Below are 18,287 nucleotides of genomic sequence, written 5' to 3'. Positions count from 1 at the left end.
TTTTACTCCTTTACTCCCCAAGAAATACAGTGGTCAATTGTGGGATGAAGATAATAATCATCAACGTGGCAAGCATAGCAATGAAAAAGGGCAAAACCGCTTTGGATAACGAATGTATTGAAAGCCCCGATATTCCTGAACCTACAAACAAGTTAACTCCCAAAGGAGGCGTAATGAAACCAATTGCCAAGTTAACCACCATAATGATTCCAAAATGCACTGGGTCGTAACCAATTTCAGTCGCAATGGGAAGCAATAACGGTGTCAGTATAATGATAGCGGCAAGAGTATCCATGAAACAGCCAATAATTAATAAAATTACTGTGATAAGTAAAATAATGACTATCGGGTTATTAGATATACTTAATAAAGAATCAGCGATCTGCCCAGGTATTTGTGCAATAGTCATCAATTGCCCAAAAGCTGTAGCTGCCCCCACGATAATCAACACTGTAGCTGTAGTAAGGGCTGCATCCGCCATTACTTTAGGCATATCTTTAATTTTCAATTCTTTATATAAAAACATTCCTGCAATAATCCCATAAATAGCAGCTACCGCGGCAGCTTCTGTTGGAGTGAAAATACCACCGTATATTCCACCCAATATAATGATAGGAATCAACAGGGCCCACTTTGCCTCCCAAACCGCTCTCCCAAATTCTCTTATATCGAATGGAACACCGTTTCCAACGTAGCCTTGTTTTTTAGAATAGTAAAAAGCATAAACCATCAATCCAATAGCTACCGCGACACCTGGAATGATTCCCCCAATAAACAGATCTCCCACTGAAGCCCCTCCAGTAACGCCATACATAACCATAGGAATGCTTGGAGGAATTATCACCCCTAAAGAACCAGCTGCCGCTACTAAAGCAGTAGCAAATTTTTTATCATAACCCATTCGTACCATCGATGGGATCATAATTCCACCAATAGCAGCAACAGTGGCAGGACCAGAACCGGAAATGGCTGCAAAAAACATACAAGTAATAATCGTAGCCATGGCAAATCCACCAGTTCTATTACCCACAAGTGTTTCGGCTACATGAAACAAACGCGTAGATACCCCGCCTTTACTCATGACCTCTCCTGCCAGTATAAAGAACGGGACCGCCATAATAGCAAAGGAATCCACAGAGGTTATTAATGATTGAGCAAGAAATTCTGGTGGCAGTACCTGGGTGCTTATTAACACAATTAGCGAAGCAATAGCTAATGCTATTCCTATAGGAACACTTAACGCCAGCAGAACTGCAAAGCTTCCAAAAAGTACTGTAGCTGTCATACTCCCTCTCCTTTCTTTTTATACTGACCTGATACTGCTTGTTGATTTGGTACTACTTGTTCATCATCCATATCGTAATTATCCGTCATACGATCACTTATAATTTCTCTTTCGTCTACACTGTGCCCCTTCAAATACTTTATTTGTTTAATGAGTTGCTGTGTAATACGAATAGCTGTGAGCAACATGCCTACAGGAGCCGCCAAATATACTGCTCCCATTGGAGCCCCCAAAGAAGGCGAAAGCTGGCCCCAACCAAATATTTGAAAGGAAATGCCTAAACCGTATACTGCAATACTTACCGCAAAAAGCAAAAAGATGATATTTGAGACCATATTAAGCACGACTTTTCCTTTTTCTTTTAGCAAAAGCAACACAACATCTACTTTAATATGGCGTTGTTTCTTTACTCCATAGCTTACTCCTATAAAAACCAGCCATATGAAGCAATACCGTGCCAATTCTTCAGACCAGCCAAGTGAACTACCCAATATAAATCTCATAAAAATTTGGACGCCAATTATCCCAAGCATTACTGTACTTAAAACTATTAACAATACCTCTTCAATATGACGGTCCATCCATCTGGCGATTACCATGAAGTCCACCTCCTTCTCATTTAATTTCCTGCTTCTTCAGCCCGGCTTCTAATACGGTCCAGTTCTTCACTCCCATGTTCTTCTGTAAAGGTGTCATATACAGGCTGAGCTGCTTCTTCAAACTCTTCTTTTTCACTTTCCGAGAGCTCTGTCACCGTAACTCCCTGTTCTTTTAGAAACTCAATTCCTTCTTCACTTTCTTCTTCATTCAAACCTCTTTGATATTCTTTAGCTTTTTCCGCCGCGTCTTCTACTATTGTTTTTTCGTTATCAGACAATGAGTCCCAAAAAGGTTTACTAAGCACGAATAAGCTGGCATTGTAAACATGATCAGTTTCTGTTAAATAAGGCTGTACTTCATAAAAGTTATCATTCACTACATTCCCAACAGGATTTTCCTGTCCGTCAACCGTTCCCTGCTCGAGCCCCACGTAAAGCTCTGTATAACTCATTGGTGTCGGATTCGCTCCCAGTTCATTCCAAAGCTGCAAATGCAGATCATTTTCCAAGGTCCGAATATCAAGCCCTTGCACATCTTCCAAAGAATCGATTTCGCGTTGGCTGTTTGTTAACTGCCTGAAGCCGTTTTCCCAGTAGTTAAGCCCAACTAGGTTTTGCTCCGGTAATTCTTCCAACAGCTCTTCGCCAATAGAACTATCGAGCGTTTCATGGGCCGTCTCACGATCTTCGAATAAATAAGGAAGATCAAAAAGGTTAAAAACCGGTGCAAATTGAGCTACCGGCCCTGTAGATACCGTAGTCCCCTGTATCGTGTTGAGCTGCATGCCCTCTAATACCTTACGGTCACCGCCAAGTACACCGCTAGGATAAACCTCAACATCTATTTCGCCATTAGTTTCTTCTTCCACAATTTCTTGGAATTCGTACAACCCCTGTGTCAATGATCTATCTTCTGAAGTTGCTACAGCCAGTCTCATTTTTTTTGGCTCATCATTGTCATTTCCAGAAACCTCCGGAGAGCACCCGGAAATTAAAAATGCTCCAGCGGCAAAAGTTAAACCTAAACCCAACCTCTTCACATTCACGCCTCCCCACATTAGTAAGCGCATACATTATCGCCTTTTTATTAGATCGATCTAATTAATAGATCGATCTAACTAATTAACAACATTCTACAGGAAGCGCTTTCAATTTTCAATGCAAATTTTATATTTTATTACACTATTCTAAATATTATGTGCTGATCTCACCTGAGACACAATAAAGCACCAACATCTGCATGCCGGTGCTTTTGATTCCTATTCATCTGCATCAATCGTATTGTCATGCTGCAGCTTCCACTCTTTAAAGTCATCGAGGTCCTTTTGCACCTGTTTGAAAACAAACGAGATGACCGCTGCATCATCAATCAAACCGCCCGGAAGAAAGTCCGGAATCAAATCGATTGGGGAAACAAAATAAATCAGTCCCCCGATGATGGCTACAATCGATTTGTAGGGCGCATGCTGATAATCTTTTTTCCACCAGGCACGAAGCATTTCAAGCATCAGCTGCAGCTCCTGCCATACATTTTTCAGCGGACTCTGGTTATCATCCGCTTTTTCTCTCGCCTGCTGCAGCAGTTTTTCTGTTTCTTTCGGGTCTTTTGCGTATTTTTTCGCCCGTGGGTTCAATCGTTTCAATCGGCCCTTCAATGTTGATTCGTCAATGTTTTTCTTCTTTAAAAAGCTCCTCCGCTTTTTATCTTTAGCCATGTGCCCAGCCCCTTTATTAATTAATATCGCTATGTACTGCTTTTCCGGAGAAAAACAGGCATCCCCGGAAAAGCTTTGCTGCAGGGCAGCACCTGTTATTTTAGGCGATTGCTGTCCCGCTGTTTGATTTCTTTTCGGTATTCTTCCATTTCTTCCTTCGACGGAAGCGTTCGTGCTTTCATGTTATATTCCATCCGAAGCTTCGGTGCGTTTTCGTCTTTTCCAAACGTGCGCTCTTCTGTACGTTGAACCTGCGACTTATCCTGGTTCTGCAGATCCCGTACCAGCTGGCCAATGTCTTTAGACAGATCACGGAAAATCACGTGCGTTCACCTCACTTTTCGGATTTGTTTTTATTCTGTGCTGTCGCCTGCTGCTCTTCGCTTTCCGCCTGCTGGTTATCTTCGAGCTGCTCTACCCGCTCAAGCAGACGCTGGTTTTCTTCCTCAAGCCTTTTAGCATTGGAAGAATAATGCGGGTCTGTTTCCCACCAGTCGATGCCCATTTCTTTTGCTTTATCCACTGAGGCTACGACCAGACGGATTTTAATGGTCAGCAGTTCTACGTCGGCAATATTTACTTTAATGTCCCCGGCAATGACGACGCCTTTATCCAGTACTGTTTCCAGAATGTCAACAAGACCGCCGGACGGTCTCTCCAGGTGATCGGGTGCTGAGCGTTGTACGGGTTGTTCAGCCATAATATATTCCCTTCTTTCAAGGCTATTTTGAAGCTTACAGCAGGTTCCCTAAAGGTCCAAGGTCAATGTTCAAATCTTCTGTCGTGAGGCCAAAGATTTCCTTCATTTCTTCCATCTTTTCTTCCAGCTGCATGAGCGCTACACCAAGCTGCTCGACTTGCTCCTCTGTTAAATCGCCGCCTTCGACTCTTCGCATCGCCTGGCGTTCCACCAGCTCACGCAGCAGTTCCACCACTGTCATCACCAGCTGTGTGAGTCCTTCTTCTGCTTTGTCCGGATCCAGTGATATGCGCCCGGTCGGCTGTTCGGCTTGGGTTACTTGCGGGTTATTATTTTCCATCTGTATTCAGTCTCCTTTATTCGACCTGGGAAGGTTCTGAAGAATTAGAAACAAATTCTTTCTGCGTCTTCAATTCCGACTGACGCAGGGTTTCTACAGAAGCGATTAGTACGCGTAAATCCAAATAAACAAGGTCAATCCCCGCAATGGATATCGTTACATCGCCCTGAAGCACAACCCCTTTGTCCAGAACAGAGTCCAAGACGTCGAGCAGGGAAACTTCCCGGTTTTTAAGAGTGTCCTGGGGCATTTTGCTCCCTCCTGTCTGTCAGGCCTGAAAAATGAAATGCCGGCCACGGGCCTGTACACTCTAAATCCATTCCGGTCTCTTCTGCTTCTTCTTTTTCCTGGCGCTGTTCAATCAATTGAATAAACGCCTCCCGGTCTTTCGAGTGGATCAGGTATACGGCGTTCCATGCCATTTCTTTTTCCCGGTCTGTGACGCGTTTCTCCCAATTCTTTTTTATTTCCGTGCCTTCGCTCCAGGCAGTTAACTCATCATGAAACGATTGGCAGTGCTTTTCAATCTGCTCGTCTGCCTGCGCTTCAATGAACTGGTCCATTTTCTTTTTTTCAAAAAAGCGCCGGCCAGCCGGCATCGCTTCAAGCTCTGCTTCCTTCGCCTGAATTTCTTCGCTGTTCTGCACGACGGCTTCAGTGAACAACTGCTGATCAGCGTAAGTTTTGACGTTCCATTCTTCTTTGCCCTTCAAATAAGAAAGCTGAGCCGTTACGCTCTCGTGATACTTTTCAATCATTTCCGCAAGGTTTGCTTCCTGTTCAAAAATCGTGCCGAATTTTAACGGGATCGTGGTATAGCGATCATGCAGCTGGTTCATCGTTTCATGATGGTGAAAGGCTTTAGCCTGCAGCCATTCCATTTTTTCTACATTCTTCTGCAGCTTTTCCTGAGAAAATTCTTCTTCCGGAACATGAGTAACTACTGCAGTGATACTGCCATGTTTAATAAAGCTGATATTATTGTCCGGCTCCATGCCTTCCATCGGCTCCATAGGAGCCTCCTCATATTCGCTCGTGGGAATCAAGGCATACAAATACAAAAGAGCCGGTGCGCCCGAGTTTGTCTGCACTGCCGGTTCACTCCTTTAATCCTTTTCCTCTAACTCTTCCCGTAATTCTTCCTGTTCAATCTGCTTCGCCCTGCGATACCGTTGCAGCAGCTCTTCCTCCTGCTCAGTGAAGGCCTCTTCAGAAATCTCTTCCATTTCATACATGATCTGCAGATTGGCGAGTTTTTTTTGAATCTGGCGGACATCAAAATATTCTTTATCCGCCTCTTCTTTTACCTTTTTACCAGCCCAGACGACAGTATCAAGCGGCCAGGTAAATAATTTATGAATCATACGCTGTTCCCTGCCTTTATTTTCAAGTCAATAAAGTTGTATGCCGGCCATGGGCCCGTATACTTGAAATCAGCGTGTTCATTCCATTCATTAAAAATCTCGTTTACTTTTGCATCAAAAGCTTCTTCATTTTCTTTATCTATTAAAAAAGCGGCGTTCAACAGCATCCGCTCGTTGATCACTTCGTTGCTTTTAGCTGCGTTGGCAATCTGTGCGAGCGGCTGGAAAACCTCTTCCTCAAAGCGCTCGTGCAGTCTCATCATGAACTTCTGCGCCGATTCCCCGAGCTGCATCCGCTCGTAATAGCTGGCGTTTTTACCTTTCGTATCCGTTTTTTTGCGCAGGTCTTCCATCCCCGGCTCCTGACGGATTTGTTCATTCAACCATTCTTTCTTTCCGATGATTTTAAGCCCAACTTCCATTTTACCGCGGATCTTCGGAAAAATTTCTTCAAATTGATCCTGCAGCTTTTCCATTAAAGCAAAGACTTCTTTTTGGTCCTCAAGGACGTTCCCAAAACTCATCGGAATGACGTCGTATTCTTCCATTACTCTGGCCACTGTATCTTGATGAGCCCGCAGGTTTTTCCTCGTTGGATCATAAATCTGCATCGGAGCTTCTGCTACCACCATCGCCTCCTGCCCGCGCTGGAGGGTATAAATTTTTCGCTCCTTGCCCTCGAGTTCCACGGTGCCGAAGGTTGGTTTTTCAGTAGTTTCAATAACCCCAAACATATAAATTCCCACGGTTACTTGCCTCCTAGACCTTTTTCAACTCTTCCTTCATTCTTTTTTGTGCTTCGCTGACATCTTCACCCTGGATATTTTCCAGGAAATAATGCCCCATCACATCAAAAAACAGCTGTTGAAAATCGTCGTTTTTTACATCTATTTTAACATCATGCTCCGAGCTTAACATCGCGGTCATAACAGCGAGACGGAAGCTTGGCACATGCGTATCATTTTCTCTGCTCGTGGATTTCGCCCAATCCAATGCTTTAATAATGGTTTCGGCTTCTTTTTCGCTGATGGATGCTCTTTCAGTCAGGATAGAGACCTGAGCTTCCTTATTAGGGTCCTCCACCGGAATTGTGATCATTCTATCAAGAAGGGCGTCCTGGGATTTATGCACACCGGCATATTCCTCCGGATTGCTTGTGAAAATTGCTTTAAAATTCGGGTGCACGGAAATAAAGCTTTCATTTCGCTGCGTGCCGTAAAGCGGCAGTATACCTTCTTCAAGAACGGAAAGAAACAAATTATTTGTAGATGGCAAAGAACGGGTAAATTCATCGTAAATAAGCGTATGGCCATTTTTTACTGCTTCGAGCAGACGACCCGTACTCCACCGTTCTGTAATTTGGTCTTCACGTTTATATACCTTCCGGACGTAATTATCAATTAACTTGTCACTGGTATAACCGATTCTTCCGCCGAGAAGATCCGTGTTCGAAAGGCTTTCATTCCCGTTTAACAGCGTAACAGGCTGGTTAAACCGGCGTGCAAGCTGAAAGGAAAGGGTAGTTTTGCCTACTCCGGCTGCGCCTGTAAAGTGTACAGGGTACCCGGAGGTTAAATACTTTTCAGAACGCTCTAAAATCGACTGCATCTCTTCAGTCTCTACGATTTTATTAATAGTACTGATCTTTTGCTGCTTTGACTGCTGCCGTTCTTCAGAGATCGTTTGTTTTGATTTCGTCTTGGCAGGTACATTGATTTTTTTTGACTGTCCTCTGTTGTTCTGGGAGCTGTTTTTTTGCTGGCTTGTGCGGGAGCTCCCTGATGTGTTGGATGACTTTTTCTGAGTCTGCTGCTTTCTTTCGTTAGTAGTAGCCATATTTTTTTACCTCTCTTTTTTCTCAAAAGGAGTACTTCTCGGACGAGTGTTCATCCTTTGATAGGAAGTTATTTTTTGATCCTTGTTCATCGTGGCTTCATAAATCCCAATCAACTGGTCTCTTCCGTATTTTTGCGTGTATTCCTTCTCTTCTACTAGTTCTACTTCAATATTCCAGCCGTTTCCTGCATCCACAATAGCTGTAATACGGACAGGGGAGTTCATTGTTTCTTCGAAAAACGAACGTATGGTTTCGAACATATCACTTGAGATAGGCGCAAATGATTCTTCCTGTTGAGCAGTTTCTTCATTAGCCTCTTTTTTTGTCTGATTGGATTTAGCGGTATTTTTTTTACTGGCGGTCGCCGTGGTATTATTCACTTCTTCATTTTCTCCTTTATCATCCGTCTTTTCATTCTGTCCGGAAGATTTCTGTGAAGCTTCACTCGAAGAATCTGATTTTGCCGGGCCTTTAATCTGCTCCTTCGGCTGCTCTTCTTCTCCTTCTTCAGAAGAGAAAGGTTTATATGAGCCGCTTTTACTGGTTTTCAGTTCCTGCCCCTGGCTCTCGTCTGTTTTTTCTTCTGTTTTCGCCGTAGATTGTTTGGCCGCCATCTGGAATTATCTCCTTTCTGCTGTTTCTACAAAAGCACTTCTTGGTCTCAGGTTTACACGCTCAAACGACCCTACCTGCTGGTTATTGTTCAGCTTCACTTCATAGACGCCCAGAAGCTGGTCATGGCCGTACTTCTGCATATATTCGTCTTCTTCGATCACTTCTATTTCTGCAAACCAGCCGTAGTCTTCTTCGGAAACCGAAGTAATTCGAAACGGAGGCTTTACATTTTCTTCAAAAAAATCGTTAATTGATTTCATTACTTCCTTCATAGTGGTCCCCGCTTTCTTCTTACAATAGAAATATATCCCGCCATGCAGTCATACGCATGACGGGATTAGAGAAATTTAAGCAAAGTTTAACTGCCCGGCACGCTCATTAGAGTCTGCATCTTCATCGATTTCGCCCTGGACATCGTCGCGGAGCAGTCCGACTGCTTCAGCGTAACGGAGCCAAGTATCAACACTTGCAATAACGATACGTGCTTCAATTGTAATCAGTTCAATTCCTACCACAGAAATACGGGCGTACAGGTCGATAACAATACCTTTGTCCAGTATACGGTCAATAACCTCTGCTAAGCTGGAAGAATCTGTACTTTTTTCAATTGTTGCCATAATCTTTCACTCCTTAATCATAGTGCTTAATATTTTCTGTTCCTTTAATGGCGCTGATACCTTTGATATCATCGTAGCTTTTCAGCTTCGATTCCTTGTAGCTCTTGATGTCAGATAAGCCTTTCAGTTCGCTTATGCCTTTAATATCATCAACGCCCTTGACCTCGTCATAGCTTCTTAACCTGGACTCGCTGTAACTCTTGATGTTCGACGGTCCTTTGATATCTTCCATTCCTTTTAGATCGCTCAAGCCTTTTTCGGGCAGCGATCGAAGGATTTTACCGCCCCCTTTCCCGGACTTATTGGAGCCTCCCTGAACGTTTTCCTGCAGCTGACCTGTAGCTTCACCCAGTTTTTCCTGGGCTTCCTGGCCTTTTTCTTTAGCCTGCTCGACAGCTTTCTGAAGTTTTTCCTGGGCTTCTTCTCCTTTTCCTTCCAAAGCCTGCTTTGTTTCCTGTACTTTCTCCTGTGCATGTTCCTTTGCCAGACGAGCACTCTCCAGGGTGTTAAAAAACTTTTTGCCCATATAGGCCGCGGCTACAGCATTAGCGGCCTGAGGATTATTTTTAACTCCCTTAGTAGCCGTTTTTACGAGTTCTTCTTTGGCATTTCCCTGAATCATGTTTTTCGTTGTTTCTAAGGGGTCCAAATCAGAAATTTCTTCGGCTGTATCTTTAATCGGTTCAATGAAGGTATCCTCTGTCTGCTCATCAAGATATTCCTTCGTTTTTTTAAAGGGAACCCATTTAGCGGCTTTTTGACCGCTGTTTTTCACCTTATCCAAAAATGAGTCTTCTTCATCCTGGGAGCTTTCTTCTTCATCAGTTGATTGCTTCCCGGCTGATTTATCACCGGATGATTCTGCTTTGGAATAAGAAGAAAAGTGAGTTTTCTTCCAGGCTTCGTCCGGAACGGAGAACGTCTTTCTTACCCTTGGCTTTGAACCATCGACATATTTTCCGCCTTCAGTTAGTAAAATCTTTTTTGCCATAATTTGGTCTCCTCAAACCGAAGCATTATTTATTTCCATCTACCCGCTTATAGGAGGTTACCTCTAAATGATCATCAACCTGCACCTGATACGTTTCTTTTTTCGCTTTTCTTCCTTCTTTATTTAATGCTTCAATTTCTACAAGCCATTGACCCTCCTGCTTTTCTGTGGAAGTAATCCGCTGTGGCTCGGCTACATAGTTTTTAAAGAAATCGTTCACAGTATCCATGACTTCGGTCAGGCTGTGGTTCATGTTACTTCCGTTCTGACTGCCGGATTGATAGGCATCAACTTCAGCCTCATGCCTTTCTTCCGGGCGGCGCTCAAGTTCCTGAGTTAACGTGGACTCTTCCGCACTTTCCACGCCCGGCTCTGCTGAAGCTGCGCTCTGTTCAAGACCGGTCGCATCTATAAGACGGCGGGCGCTTTTTTTAGAAATCTTTTTTGCCTTTTTCGGGGCGTTGCTTTTCATTTCCTGAGCTGGCTGCTCTGCTTCTTCTTCAGCTTTATTAACACTGCTATGGGCATTTTTTTGATCCTGTATTTTCATGCCGGTTTTTTCTACTTTTTCACCAACAGTATTTTTAATTCCGTTTATTCTACCTTTAGTTTCTTTTACCTTTTTGTTTCCTTTATAAACAACGTTACTTGCTTCAGCCGCCTGTGTGACTCCTTTAGCTTTTTCTGTAACGGTATCTTTAGCCTTAGCGCTCACGTTTTTTGCGTTATCTTCAGCGCTTTTCTTCTTATTTTTCAGGTTGCCCTGTATTTGCTTTTCTGATTCTTTTACGTTGTCTGTCGCCTGCTTTGCTTTAATCGCAGGCTTTTTTGCTGCCTGTTTGAGCCGGGGAGCATTTTTTCCTTCTTTTTGGCTTTCAGCAGGTCCATCGGTATTTTCTTCCACGGAAGCTTCTTCCGAAGATTGAAGTTTGTTTTTCGTCCCTTTAGTTATTAGAGGAAGCGCACCGCCAATAAGACTTCCAGCGGCCATCAATCCGTACGTAACTTTATCTTTAGCGTCGGTCACTGTACCTCACCTTTCTTATGTGAAAATTTAATCTATACGCAAAAACCCTCATCCCGCCAAAGGCTTCATGCTTTTCCAATGGATAACTGGAAACAGACAGTCATGAATTCGCTAGGCTGGAGAGGGTCTTTAATGTAATCGTTTAAGCAATTTCTTCTTAAATTAAGGAGAGGATTGCTCCAATCACAACAATAGCTCCAATAACCATTAAAATTGTACGAATCATGACAAACACTCGCTTTCTCATCTAAATTGAATAACTGCTTTAGTTGAGATTACCTTTTACTTCACAGATCTAAACTTTTTAATCGATTTATCTTCAAAAAAAGTTCTAAATACCTATATTCCCGGTTCATATTTTTAACAAAGGGTTATTTTTCTTTATTCTCCAGCACTGCAGTACTTCATTATGAGATTTACTTACAGGGATAATGTGGTTTTCGCACTTTTATTTATGAATTTTTCATTTAATTCGTCTTTTTTTATTTCTTCATTAAAATAGATGTTTTTTCTTTACTTAAAAATAAAATATTCATCCGGTCTGATCGCTTACACTTCTGTTCAATTACCTTGTAAGATAAGCTGCCGATGTTTTTATGATGCCAGTCTTCCTGCTGAAAACAAAAAAGTTGATGACTCAGAAAAAGTGTTCGATAATAGAAGATACCAATTAAGACGGATCAACAGATCGAACGCATATCGGAGGAGAAGAAATGAAACTAATTGCAACGGATATGGACGGAACATTGCTGGATCAGAACGGAGAAATCAGTAAAGACAACGCCGAAGCTCTTCAGAGTGCTTCGGCACACGGCATTGATATTGTCATCGCCACAGGGAGGACCTACGAAGCAGCACACAGACCATTGGAGTCTGCCGGCCTTTCCTATCCAATTATCAGCATGAATGGGGCCGTCACTTACAAAAACCGGCAGGAAATACAGCGTTCTGCCCCAATCACAGAAAGCTCCTGTGAGCGGATTTTAACCGTGAATCACGCTGCCGGTTCTTATATTGAACTTTTTACCAGTCATGGTATCTTTGCGCCTTCAAGAGAAGCGTATATGAATGTGGTTGTGGGAATGCTGCAGACCGCTCACCCCGAGCTGACGAGAGCTGCAGCACAGCAGTATGCTGAGCGCCGGCTTAAGGATGAAAATTTCCAGTTCACCGATGATTTCTTCTCAATACTCGACTACGAGGACATCGATGTGTATAAAATGCTCGCCTTTTCTTCAGAGGCTTCCGTGCTCGAACAGATGAAATACGATCTCCGGGGTGATAACGAGCTCGCTCTTACTTCTTCAGGCATGGGAAACCTTGAATTAAACCACGTACGGGCCCAAAAAGGCTTTGCCCTTCAGGAGTTTGCGCTGGAGCGGGGGATCTCCCTTGAGGATGTTATGGCTCTTGGGGATAATTTTAACGATTTAAATATGCTCCAGATGGCAGGACGAAGCATTGCCATGGGCAATGCCGTTCCGGAAATTAAAAAGGCATGTGGTTTTTCCACAAAAACAAATACCGAACACGGAGTCGCTCATGCTGTGCATGAAATGCTCCATGAATTAAAAACGAAAAGCAGCTGATACTCATGCTGTCCCCTGCCGGACGGCTTTTGTACGGGCAGCCCGGAATAAGTGCAGAGACCATCATTTTCATGGTTGCTCTGCCGGCTCGAGCCGGGAAGTAACACTTGCCAATACACCGTTAATGTGAGAATATAATTTTGTTTGCTGAAAGTACGAAGTACATTTATACAATAATTTGTCATGAATCGTTCACAAACAATTGACAAGATAGCGAACTTTTTCGTCAATATCTCTAATTTTTACGACATATGTGATACATTAGTATCGGATGAACACGGTTGGGGGGAATAAAATGAAATCGGAAAATATCGAACGCACGGTTCAACAAGGATCCCTCGCTGCCCCGAAACAGGCACTTCGTAAAGTACTGGCGGAAACGATTAAAACAGGGATTATCAAATCCAATTTAATCGTTATGTTTGCAGGGATTACCCTTGCTTTATATATCCACAACATCGCTTTTTCCGATAAAATCGGAGCGATAGTCCTTGCCACGCTCGGCTCGGGTCTTGTTATCGGCGCCGCCGGCACGTTTAACAACTTATACGACCGCGATATCGATAAGATTATGGACCGGACGAAAAACCGCCCTACGGCGACTGGCCGGATGCAGCTGAAAAATGCACTTATACTGGGAATTGTTATGACACTTGCAGGATTGGGCTTTTTATATGCGGCTTCACCGCTCGCAGCCTTCTTCGGCTTTATAGGTTTATTCTTTTATGTTGTTCCTTATACGATGTGGAGCAAGCGGCGCACGATTTACAATACAGAAATCGGAAGTATTTCCGGAGCAGTGCCCCCGCTTATCGGCTGGGCTGCTATTTCTAATGATTTTTTCCACCCGGCAGCTCTCGGCCTTTTCGTTATTATGGTTCTATGGCAGATGCCTCACTTCTATGCTATCGCTATACGCAGACACGACGAGTATAAAGCAGCAGATATCCCAATGCTTCCAGTAATCAAGGGAAACCGGCGGACTTATATTCAGACAAACGTTTACCTTGTTCTGCTGACCCTATCGAGCTTTCTTTTCCTTCCTGTCAGCAGCTTTATCGTTGGTGTATCCTTTGTATTAAGCGCAGCCTGGCTTGCAGCAAGCTTTATATGCTACCGGCGGATGGACAGCAAAAAATGGGCAACTACTATGTTTATTTTTTCATTGAATCATATGACGATTTTGTTCACTGTCGTAATTGGATTTTCCCTAATTGCCCTGTTTTTTAACTAAACATGTTCTGGCACCTGCACGGGCCCGGGCATGTTTTTCTTTACCAATGTTTTTATACGGAGCCATCGGGGTTTCATTCGAAATCCCGCCTCAGAATCTGTATAGTGAAAACGTTGTCAAATTAACATGAAAAAGAGGTGGATGATGACACAGCGTATAGCCTGGATCACAGACAGCACCAGTTCTATCGATCCGAAAACAGCCGCAAAGTATAATATTCATATTATTCCCTTATCTGTTGTGTTTGAAAATGAAAGCTATAAAGAAAATGTCGAGATTACCACGGAGGAATTTTATAAGCGCCTGCCGCATGAAGAAGCTTTCCCTACAACCAGCCAGCCTTCTGTGGGAAGCTTTTCCGAACTGTTTGAACAATTAAAGGGTTCTTATGACGCAGGAATCGCCATACATATCAGCAGTCACCTGAGCGGTACTCTTCAAACAGCCCAGCTCGCGGCAGAAACGACCGGCTTTCCGCTCTTCACAGTAGATTCAGGGATGGGTGCCGGCAGCATTCGTCCCCTGCTGACGAGAGGCTCAAAATTAGCAGAGGAAGGGAGCACGCCGGAGGAAATACAGCAGCGGTTAACAGAGATGGCAGGCCATGCCAAAGGCTACCTGCTCCTCGGAAGCCTTGAACAGGCACATAAAGGGGGAAGGATCTCCCGCGGAAAGCTGATTCTTGGAACGCTCTTGAAGATTCATCCTCTTCTTACCTTTGAACGGGGCCAAATTGTTCCTTTTGAAAAAATTCGCACACGAAAACGGGCCGAAAATCGGCTTCTGCAGATTGCTCAAGATGCCATAGCATCCTCGCAGGTCGAAGACCTGAGCATTATTTATACAACAACAAAAGGTAAAGCAGAGGCATGGAAAAAAGAGCTGCAGGAGCTTTCCCCCGGGCTCTCCATTCATCTTTGCCCTCTCAGTCCGGTGATCGGTGTTCACGGCGGAGCAGAAACCATGGGGATTATGTGGTATGAATACAGATAAAAGGCTTGTGACTTTCTCTTCCAGACTCTATAATTAGACCGTTCTGCACCATACTTTTACTCTGGAGGAATAATGCCCGTGCAATTTAATCAGGAAAAAGCTGACGGCTCCTTATATGATTATTTGATTGAACATATAGACACCATGCGTGGCACATGGTCTTCCGATTCCTCTTCTGGCAATGCTTCTGATGATTATACAAATCAAAAACTCGAAGAAATGAAAAAGGTTTTTGCCCAGGAGCTTGTGCATGTATTCCGGGAAGAAGAAACCCAATTTTACGAGCATTTTGAAGAAAAAATCAGTGCCATTGTGGAAGAGAATAAAGAAATGTGGCAGCCGATGCTCACTATCCAGGAAGAATTCACCTATTACCGCAACGCCATTTTAGAACAGATCCGCCTGTTTGTTCACCAGTATGAGGAATCAATTCCGGTCGATCATGTGCTCGGCTGGCAGCGCAAGGCACTCCAGGCTTTCGATTACGCCGGGCGGGCGTTCATGAAGGAAGCTATTTATCATATGAACGAACAGATGCAGCTGAAAGAAGCTATGATTCTGGAGCTTTCCTCCCCGATCATTTTGATTCAAAAGAAAACCGGTCTGCTTCCGCTCATTGGCCATATCGATGAACAGCGGGGCCAGGTGATTGTGGAGCATACGTTAAAGCAATGCACCGAAAGCGAATTAACAAGGCTGTACATTGACCTTTCGGGCGTTCGTGATATCACTACGTTTGTCGCTCAGCGTATTATGCAGCTTGCCACCGCCTTAAAGCTCGTCGGCGTGAAAACTACGCTGTGCGGCATGCGACCAGAGATGGCCCAGACTGCCGTCCAGCTTGGCATCAGCTTTAAAGACATTGATATCGTTTCCGAGCTGACCCACGCACTGCAGGCAAACTACGCTTTATAAAAGCCAAAGCCTCTGAACACCTGAACGTTCAGAGGCTTTAGTCTGCCCGGAGTTTTCCGGCTGATTTTATACATATTTCGTATTTTCCACTTATTTCAACCCGTATATGACACTTGTCATTTTTTCTCCCTGACGTCTATGACTTACAGCCGGAGTCAAAATTTTATACCCTATTATTAGAGACATACCCGATAAAACAGGGAGCGATTAACCATGAGCAGACAAGAACAAATGCAATTGAAAAAGAGCGCTGCCCCATACGCTCATTCTGACCATAAAGCAAGCATTATTCAGCTGTGCAACTCCATTCTTCCTTTACTGGCCCTATGGGCGCTTGCGTATGCAGCGTATTCCATTTCTCCTTTTATTACTGTCGCCCTCGCAATTATTGCCGGAGGCTTTGTCGTCCGTACATTTATTATCTTTCACGACTGCACGCACGGTTCATTTTTTAAAAGCAGTAAGGCGAATGATCGAATCGGTACATTAACCGGGATCGTTACTCACTTCTCTTATGCAAAATGGAAAAGAAGCCATATGATTCACCACTCCACGAGCGGCAACCTCGATAAACGGGGCACCGGAGATGTTTGGGTCATGACCGTCGACGAATATCAAAACGCCGGCAGATGGCTGCGACTCAGCTACCGCTTATATCGCAACCCATTCGTGCTTTTCTTTTTAGGGCCATTTTATCTGTTTCTTGTCGAAAACCGCTTCAACCGTAAAGGTGCCAAACGAAAAGAACGCCTGAACACGTATTTCACGAATATTTCTATTGTAGTTATTTACGCTTTGTTAATCTGGCTTGTCGGCTGGGCTGCCTTTTTCACCATTCAGATTCCTATGCTTTTTACAGCAGGGTTTCTCGGCATTTGGTTATTTTACGTCCAACACACGTTTGAAGACTCCTACTTTGAAAACGAAGATAAATGGGACTTTGTAAAGGCTGCAGTAGACGGAAGCTCTTACTACGAGCTTCCAAAAGTGCTTCAGTGGATTACAGGCAATATCGGCTACCATCACGTGCATCATCTCAGCCCGCGTGTACCGAACTATAATCTGGCAAAAACCCATGAAAACATTGAACCACTGCAGCAGGCTACAAAAATCACTCTGGGTACAAGCCTCACCTCTATTCGGTTCCGTTTGTACGATGAAGAAAACAATACGTTTGTCAGCTTTAAAGAAGCGAACATCCGGAGCAAAAGACAGGCAAAAGAGCCGTTAGCCTCCCCGTCCGATAAAAAATCTTAACAACAAACCCTTCTCTGTTACGGAGAGGGGTTTGTTATACTTAATTTAAAGAAATACGACGCCTCATGAAAAAGGAGCCCGTTTATGCAAAACTGGTTCGATATATTCCCAAAGAGCACCGGCCTCAGCCTGTACGCATGGATCATTTTTTGCTTGCTCCCCTTTTATTTTATTATTCGGTCTGCCACTTATTTTGAAATTATCCTTGGTGTCTTTATGATTCTTCTGTTTTTTACGACCTATCGTTTATCCTTTATTAAAAAGGGCTGGACGGTTTATTTATCTGTGGGCATTGAAATGCTTATCAGTATCGGCATGACCCTTTATTTTGGTTATGTTTATTTTTCCCTGTTTTTAGCCTTCTTTATTGGTAATATTCAGCATAAGGCAGGCTTCCTTACCCTGTACATTCTCCACCTTCTTACTACCCTGGCCGCTGTTGTCATCGGCTTTTACGTTCAAAACGAGCTGTTTATGATGCAGCTTCCCTTTATTGCCATCAGTGTCATCGGGGTTATTCTTCTTCCTTTTAATATCTACAACCGAAACAAACGCGAAAAGCTTGAAACTGAGCTTCACGAAGCGAACCAGCGCATCTCCCAGCTCGTTGTTCTCGAAGAACGGCAGCGTATTGCCAGAGATCTGCACGATACTCTTGGACAGAAGCTTTCGTTAATTGGTTTAAAAAGTGAACTCGCCGGAAAATTAATAGATACTAAACCTGAACGGACCCAGGCGGAATTAACTGATATTCATCAGACCGCCCGCACCGCTTTAAAAGAAGTTCGTGAGCTCGTATCCGATATGAAAGGTGCGAAGTTGAGCGATGAACTTCTGCGCGTAGAGGAAATTCTTCAGGCTGCAGGTATTACTCTTCATGTAAAGGGCAGCGCCAGCTTTCACGAAGCTCCTCCTCTCATTGAGAATGTACTCAGCATGTGCTTAAAGGAAGCTGTGACCAATGTTGTTAAACACAGTGAAGCAGCAAATTGTTATATTGCGATCGATCAATCCACAACCAGCCTTTCCCTCACAGTCGAAGATGACGGCAAAGGCATTTCCTCCGATCAGAAATCCTGGTCCGAAAGCGGCCTGCAGGGCATTAAAGAACGCCTCGGCTTCATCAACGGCCAGTTTAACTATTATTCTTCCGAAGGCACAAAGCTTGCTATTCAAGTACCTCTGGTCGTTCAACAAATTAAATAAAGG

General features: G+C 43.8%; 23 protein-coding genes. 6 read left to right on the top strand and 17 right to left on the bottom strand.

Annotation, left to right across the window (positions count from 1 at the left end; genetic code table 11):
* Window positions 1-10: 10 nt before the first annotated feature.
* The 17 genes from SIC45_RS00955 to SIC45_RS00875 all read right to left on the bottom strand — a co-directional run bounded on the left by SIC45_RS00955 (window position 11) and on the right by SIC45_RS00875 (window position 11,090).
* Window positions 11-1,285, bottom strand: a complete 1,275-nt coding sequence (locus tag SIC45_RS00955; RefSeq protein WP_319630728.1) for a TRAP transporter large permease — start codon at window positions 1,283-1,285, stop codon at window positions 11-13.
* Window positions 1,282-1,884: a TRAP transporter small permease gene (locus SIC45_RS00950; RefSeq protein WP_319630727.1), complete on the bottom strand. Its 603-nt coding sequence runs from the start codon at window positions 1,882-1,884 to the stop codon at window positions 1,282-1,284. The genes SIC45_RS00955 and SIC45_RS00950 overlap by 4 nt, the downstream gene beginning before the upstream one ends.
* Window positions 1,885-1,904: 20 nt before the next feature.
* Complete coding sequence (locus SIC45_RS00945; RefSeq protein WP_319630726.1) at window positions 1,905-2,924, bottom strand: DctP family TRAP transporter solute-binding subunit; 1,020 nt, start codon at window positions 2,922-2,924, stop codon at window positions 1,905-1,907.
* A 219-nt stretch (window positions 2,925-3,143) separates the two neighbouring features.
* Window positions 3,144-3,599 carry a YkvA family protein gene (locus SIC45_RS00940; protein ID WP_319630725.1) on the bottom strand — a complete coding sequence of 152 codons (456 nt, stop codon included), beginning with the start codon at window positions 3,597-3,599 and terminating at the stop codon, window positions 3,144-3,146.
* Between the two features lie 95 nt (window positions 3,600-3,694).
* Window positions 3,695-3,922: a hypothetical protein gene (locus tag SIC45_RS00935; RefSeq protein WP_319630724.1), complete on the bottom strand. Its 228-nt coding sequence runs from the start codon at window positions 3,920-3,922 to the stop codon at window positions 3,695-3,697.
* Window positions 3,923-3,933: 11 nt separating this feature from the next.
* Window positions 3,934-4,299 (bottom strand): gas vesicle protein, encoded by a 366-nt coding sequence (locus tag SIC45_RS00930; protein ID WP_319630723.1) that lies wholly within the window; start codon window positions 4,297-4,299, stop codon window positions 3,934-3,936.
* A gap of 34 nt (window positions 4,300-4,333) precedes the next feature.
* Entirely contained in the window at window positions 4,334-4,639 is a 306-nt protein-coding gene (locus SIC45_RS00925) for a gas vesicle protein K (RefSeq protein WP_319630722.1), read from the bottom strand.
* 16 nt (window positions 4,640-4,655) lie between these two features.
* Window positions 4,656-4,889, bottom strand: coding sequence for a gas vesicle protein (locus SIC45_RS00920; protein WP_319630721.1), 234 nt, complete (start codon window positions 4,887-4,889; stop codon window positions 4,656-4,658).
* Complete coding sequence (locus SIC45_RS00915) at window positions 4,870-5,730, bottom strand: GvpL/GvpF family gas vesicle protein (RefSeq protein WP_319630720.1); 861 nt, start codon at window positions 5,728-5,730, stop codon at window positions 4,870-4,872. Before SIC45_RS00915 ends, SIC45_RS00920 begins: the two co-directional genes overlap by 20 nt.
* A gap of 15 nt (window positions 5,731-5,745) precedes the next feature.
* Window positions 5,746-6,003 (bottom strand): gas vesicle protein GvpG, encoded by a 258-nt coding sequence (locus SIC45_RS00910; protein ID WP_022794401.1) that lies wholly within the window; start codon window positions 6,001-6,003, stop codon window positions 5,746-5,748.
* The gene (locus tag SIC45_RS00905) at window positions 6,000-6,749 is read right to left on the bottom strand and encodes a GvpL/GvpF family gas vesicle protein (RefSeq protein ID WP_319630719.1); all 750 of its coding nucleotides are present in this window, start codon (window positions 6,747-6,749) and stop codon (window positions 6,000-6,002) included. Before SIC45_RS00905 ends, SIC45_RS00910 begins: the two co-directional genes overlap by 4 nt.
* A 13-nt stretch (window positions 6,750-6,762) precedes the next feature.
* The gene (gene gvpN, locus SIC45_RS00900) at window positions 6,763-7,839 is read right to left on the bottom strand and encodes a gas vesicle protein GvpN (RefSeq protein ID WP_319630718.1); all 1,077 of its coding nucleotides are present in this window, start codon (window positions 7,837-7,839) and stop codon (window positions 6,763-6,765) included.
* A gap of 6 nt (window positions 7,840-7,845) precedes the next feature.
* A complete protein-coding gene (locus tag SIC45_RS00895) occupies window positions 7,846-8,454 on the bottom strand; it encodes a gas vesicle protein GvpO (protein ID WP_319630717.1) in 609 nt (202 codons plus the stop codon).
* A gap of 6 nt (window positions 8,455-8,460) precedes the next feature.
* The gene (gene gvpO, locus SIC45_RS00890; RefSeq protein ID WP_319632904.1) at window positions 8,461-8,763 is read right to left on the bottom strand and encodes a gas vesicle protein GvpO; all 303 of its coding nucleotides are present in this window, start codon (window positions 8,761-8,763) and stop codon (window positions 8,461-8,463) included.
* Window positions 8,764-8,802: 39 nt separating this feature from the next.
* Complete coding sequence (gvpA, locus tag SIC45_RS00885) at window positions 8,803-9,072, bottom strand: gas vesicle structural protein GvpA (protein WP_022794406.1); 270 nt, start codon at window positions 9,070-9,072, stop codon at window positions 8,803-8,805.
* 13 nt (window positions 9,073-9,085) lie between these two features.
* Entirely contained in the window at window positions 9,086-10,063 is a 978-nt protein-coding gene (locus tag SIC45_RS00880) for a hypothetical protein (RefSeq protein ID WP_319630716.1), read from the bottom strand.
* A 25-nt stretch (window positions 10,064-10,088) separates the two neighbouring features.
* Window positions 10,089-11,090: a hypothetical protein gene (locus SIC45_RS00875; protein ID WP_319630715.1), complete on the bottom strand. Its 1,002-nt coding sequence runs from the start codon at window positions 11,088-11,090 to the stop codon at window positions 10,089-10,091.
* Window positions 11,091-11,803: 713 nt separating this feature from the next.
* Here SIC45_RS00875 and SIC45_RS00870 point away from each other — a divergent pair.
* The 6 genes from SIC45_RS00870 to SIC45_RS00845 all read left to right on the top strand — a co-directional run bounded on the left by SIC45_RS00870 (window position 11,804) and on the right by SIC45_RS00845 (window position 18,284).
* The gene (locus tag SIC45_RS00870; RefSeq protein WP_319630714.1) at window positions 11,804-12,679 is read left to right on the top strand and encodes a Cof-type HAD-IIB family hydrolase; all 876 of its coding nucleotides are present in this window, start codon (window positions 11,804-11,806) and stop codon (window positions 12,677-12,679) included.
* A 295-nt stretch (window positions 12,680-12,974) separates the two neighbouring features.
* A complete protein-coding gene (gene cyoE / locus SIC45_RS00865) occupies window positions 12,975-13,913 on the top strand; it encodes a heme o synthase (RefSeq protein WP_298784724.1) in 939 nt (312 codons plus the stop codon).
* Window positions 13,914-14,057: 144 nt separating this feature from the next.
* Window positions 14,058-14,906: a DegV family protein gene (locus SIC45_RS00860; protein WP_319630713.1), complete on the top strand. Its 849-nt coding sequence runs from the start codon at window positions 14,058-14,060 to the stop codon at window positions 14,904-14,906.
* Between the two features lie 78 nt (window positions 14,907-14,984).
* Window positions 14,985-15,821, top strand: a complete 837-nt coding sequence (locus tag SIC45_RS00855; RefSeq protein WP_319630712.1) for an STAS domain-containing protein — start codon at window positions 14,985-14,987, stop codon at window positions 15,819-15,821.
* Window positions 15,822-16,034: 213 nt separating this feature from the next.
* Window positions 16,035-17,078 (top strand): fatty acid desaturase, encoded by a 1,044-nt coding sequence (locus SIC45_RS00850; protein WP_319630711.1) that lies wholly within the window; start codon window positions 16,035-16,037, stop codon window positions 17,076-17,078.
* 84 nt (window positions 17,079-17,162) lie between these two features.
* A complete protein-coding gene (locus SIC45_RS00845) occupies window positions 17,163-18,284 on the top strand; it encodes a sensor histidine kinase (protein WP_319630710.1) in 1,122 nt (373 codons plus the stop codon).
* The last annotated feature ends 3 nt before the right edge of the window (window positions 18,285-18,287 follow it).

It is taken from the genome of Marinococcus sp. PL1-022 (assembly GCF_033845285.1).
Lineage (GTDB): Bacteria > Bacillota > Bacilli > Bacillales > Marinococcaceae > Marinococcus.
Note: the sequence above shows the minus strand (reverse complement) of the source record. Positions and strands in the feature narration are given on the sequence as shown.

Excerpts from the sequence above, each read along its gene's own strand:
- SIC45_RS00955 (WP_319630728.1), bottom strand. The coding sequence starts at position 1,285 with ATGACAGCTACAGTACTTTTTGGAAGCTTTGCAGTTCTGCTGGCGTTA.
- SIC45_RS00950 (WP_319630727.1), bottom strand. The coding sequence starts at position 1,884 with ATGGTAATCGCCAGATGGATGGACCGTCATATTGAAGAGGTATTGTTA.
- SIC45_RS00940 (WP_319630725.1), bottom strand. The coding sequence starts at position 3,599 with ATGGCTAAAGATAAAAAGCGGAGGAGCTTTTTAAAGAAGAAAAACATT.
- SIC45_RS00930 (WP_319630723.1), bottom strand. The coding sequence starts at position 4,299 with ATGGCTGAACAACCCGTACAACGCTCAGCACCCGATCACCTGGAGAGA.
- SIC45_RS00925 (WP_319630722.1), bottom strand. The coding sequence starts at position 4,639 with ATGGAAAATAATAACCCGCAAGTAACCCAAGCCGAACAGCCGACCGGG.
- SIC45_RS00920 (WP_319630721.1), bottom strand. The coding sequence starts at position 4,889 with ATGCCCCAGGACACTCTTAAAAACCGGGAAGTTTCCCTGCTCGACGTC.
- SIC45_RS00910 (WP_022794401.1), bottom strand. The coding sequence starts at position 6,003 with ATGATTCATAAATTATTTACCTGGCCGCTTGATACTGTCGTCTGGGCT.
- gvpN (WP_319630718.1), bottom strand. The coding sequence starts at position 7,839 with ATGGCTACTACTAACGAAAGAAAGCAGCAGACTCAGAAAAAGTCATCC.
- SIC45_RS00895 (WP_319630717.1), bottom strand. The coding sequence starts at position 8,454 with ATGGCGGCCAAACAATCTACGGCGAAAACAGAAGAAAAAACAGACGAG.
- gvpA (WP_022794406.1), bottom strand. The coding sequence starts at position 9,072 with ATGGCAACAATTGAAAAAAGTACAGATTCTTCCAGCTTAGCAGAGGTT.
- SIC45_RS00880 (WP_319630716.1), bottom strand. The coding sequence starts at position 10,063 with ATGGCAAAAAAGATTTTACTAACTGAAGGCGGAAAATATGTCGATGGT.
- SIC45_RS00870 (WP_319630714.1), top strand. The coding sequence starts at position 11,804 with ATGAAACTAATTGCAACGGATATGGACGGAACATTGCTGGATCAGAAC.
- cyoE (WP_298784724.1), top strand. The coding sequence starts at position 12,975 with ATGAAATCGGAAAATATCGAACGCACGGTTCAACAAGGATCCCTCGCT.
- SIC45_RS00860 (WP_319630713.1), top strand. The coding sequence starts at position 14,058 with ATGACACAGCGTATAGCCTGGATCACAGACAGCACCAGTTCTATCGAT.
- SIC45_RS00850 (WP_319630711.1), top strand. The coding sequence starts at position 16,035 with ATGAGCAGACAAGAACAAATGCAATTGAAAAAGAGCGCTGCCCCATAC.
- SIC45_RS00845 (WP_319630710.1), top strand. The coding sequence starts at position 17,163 with ATGCAAAACTGGTTCGATATATTCCCAAAGAGCACCGGCCTCAGCCTG.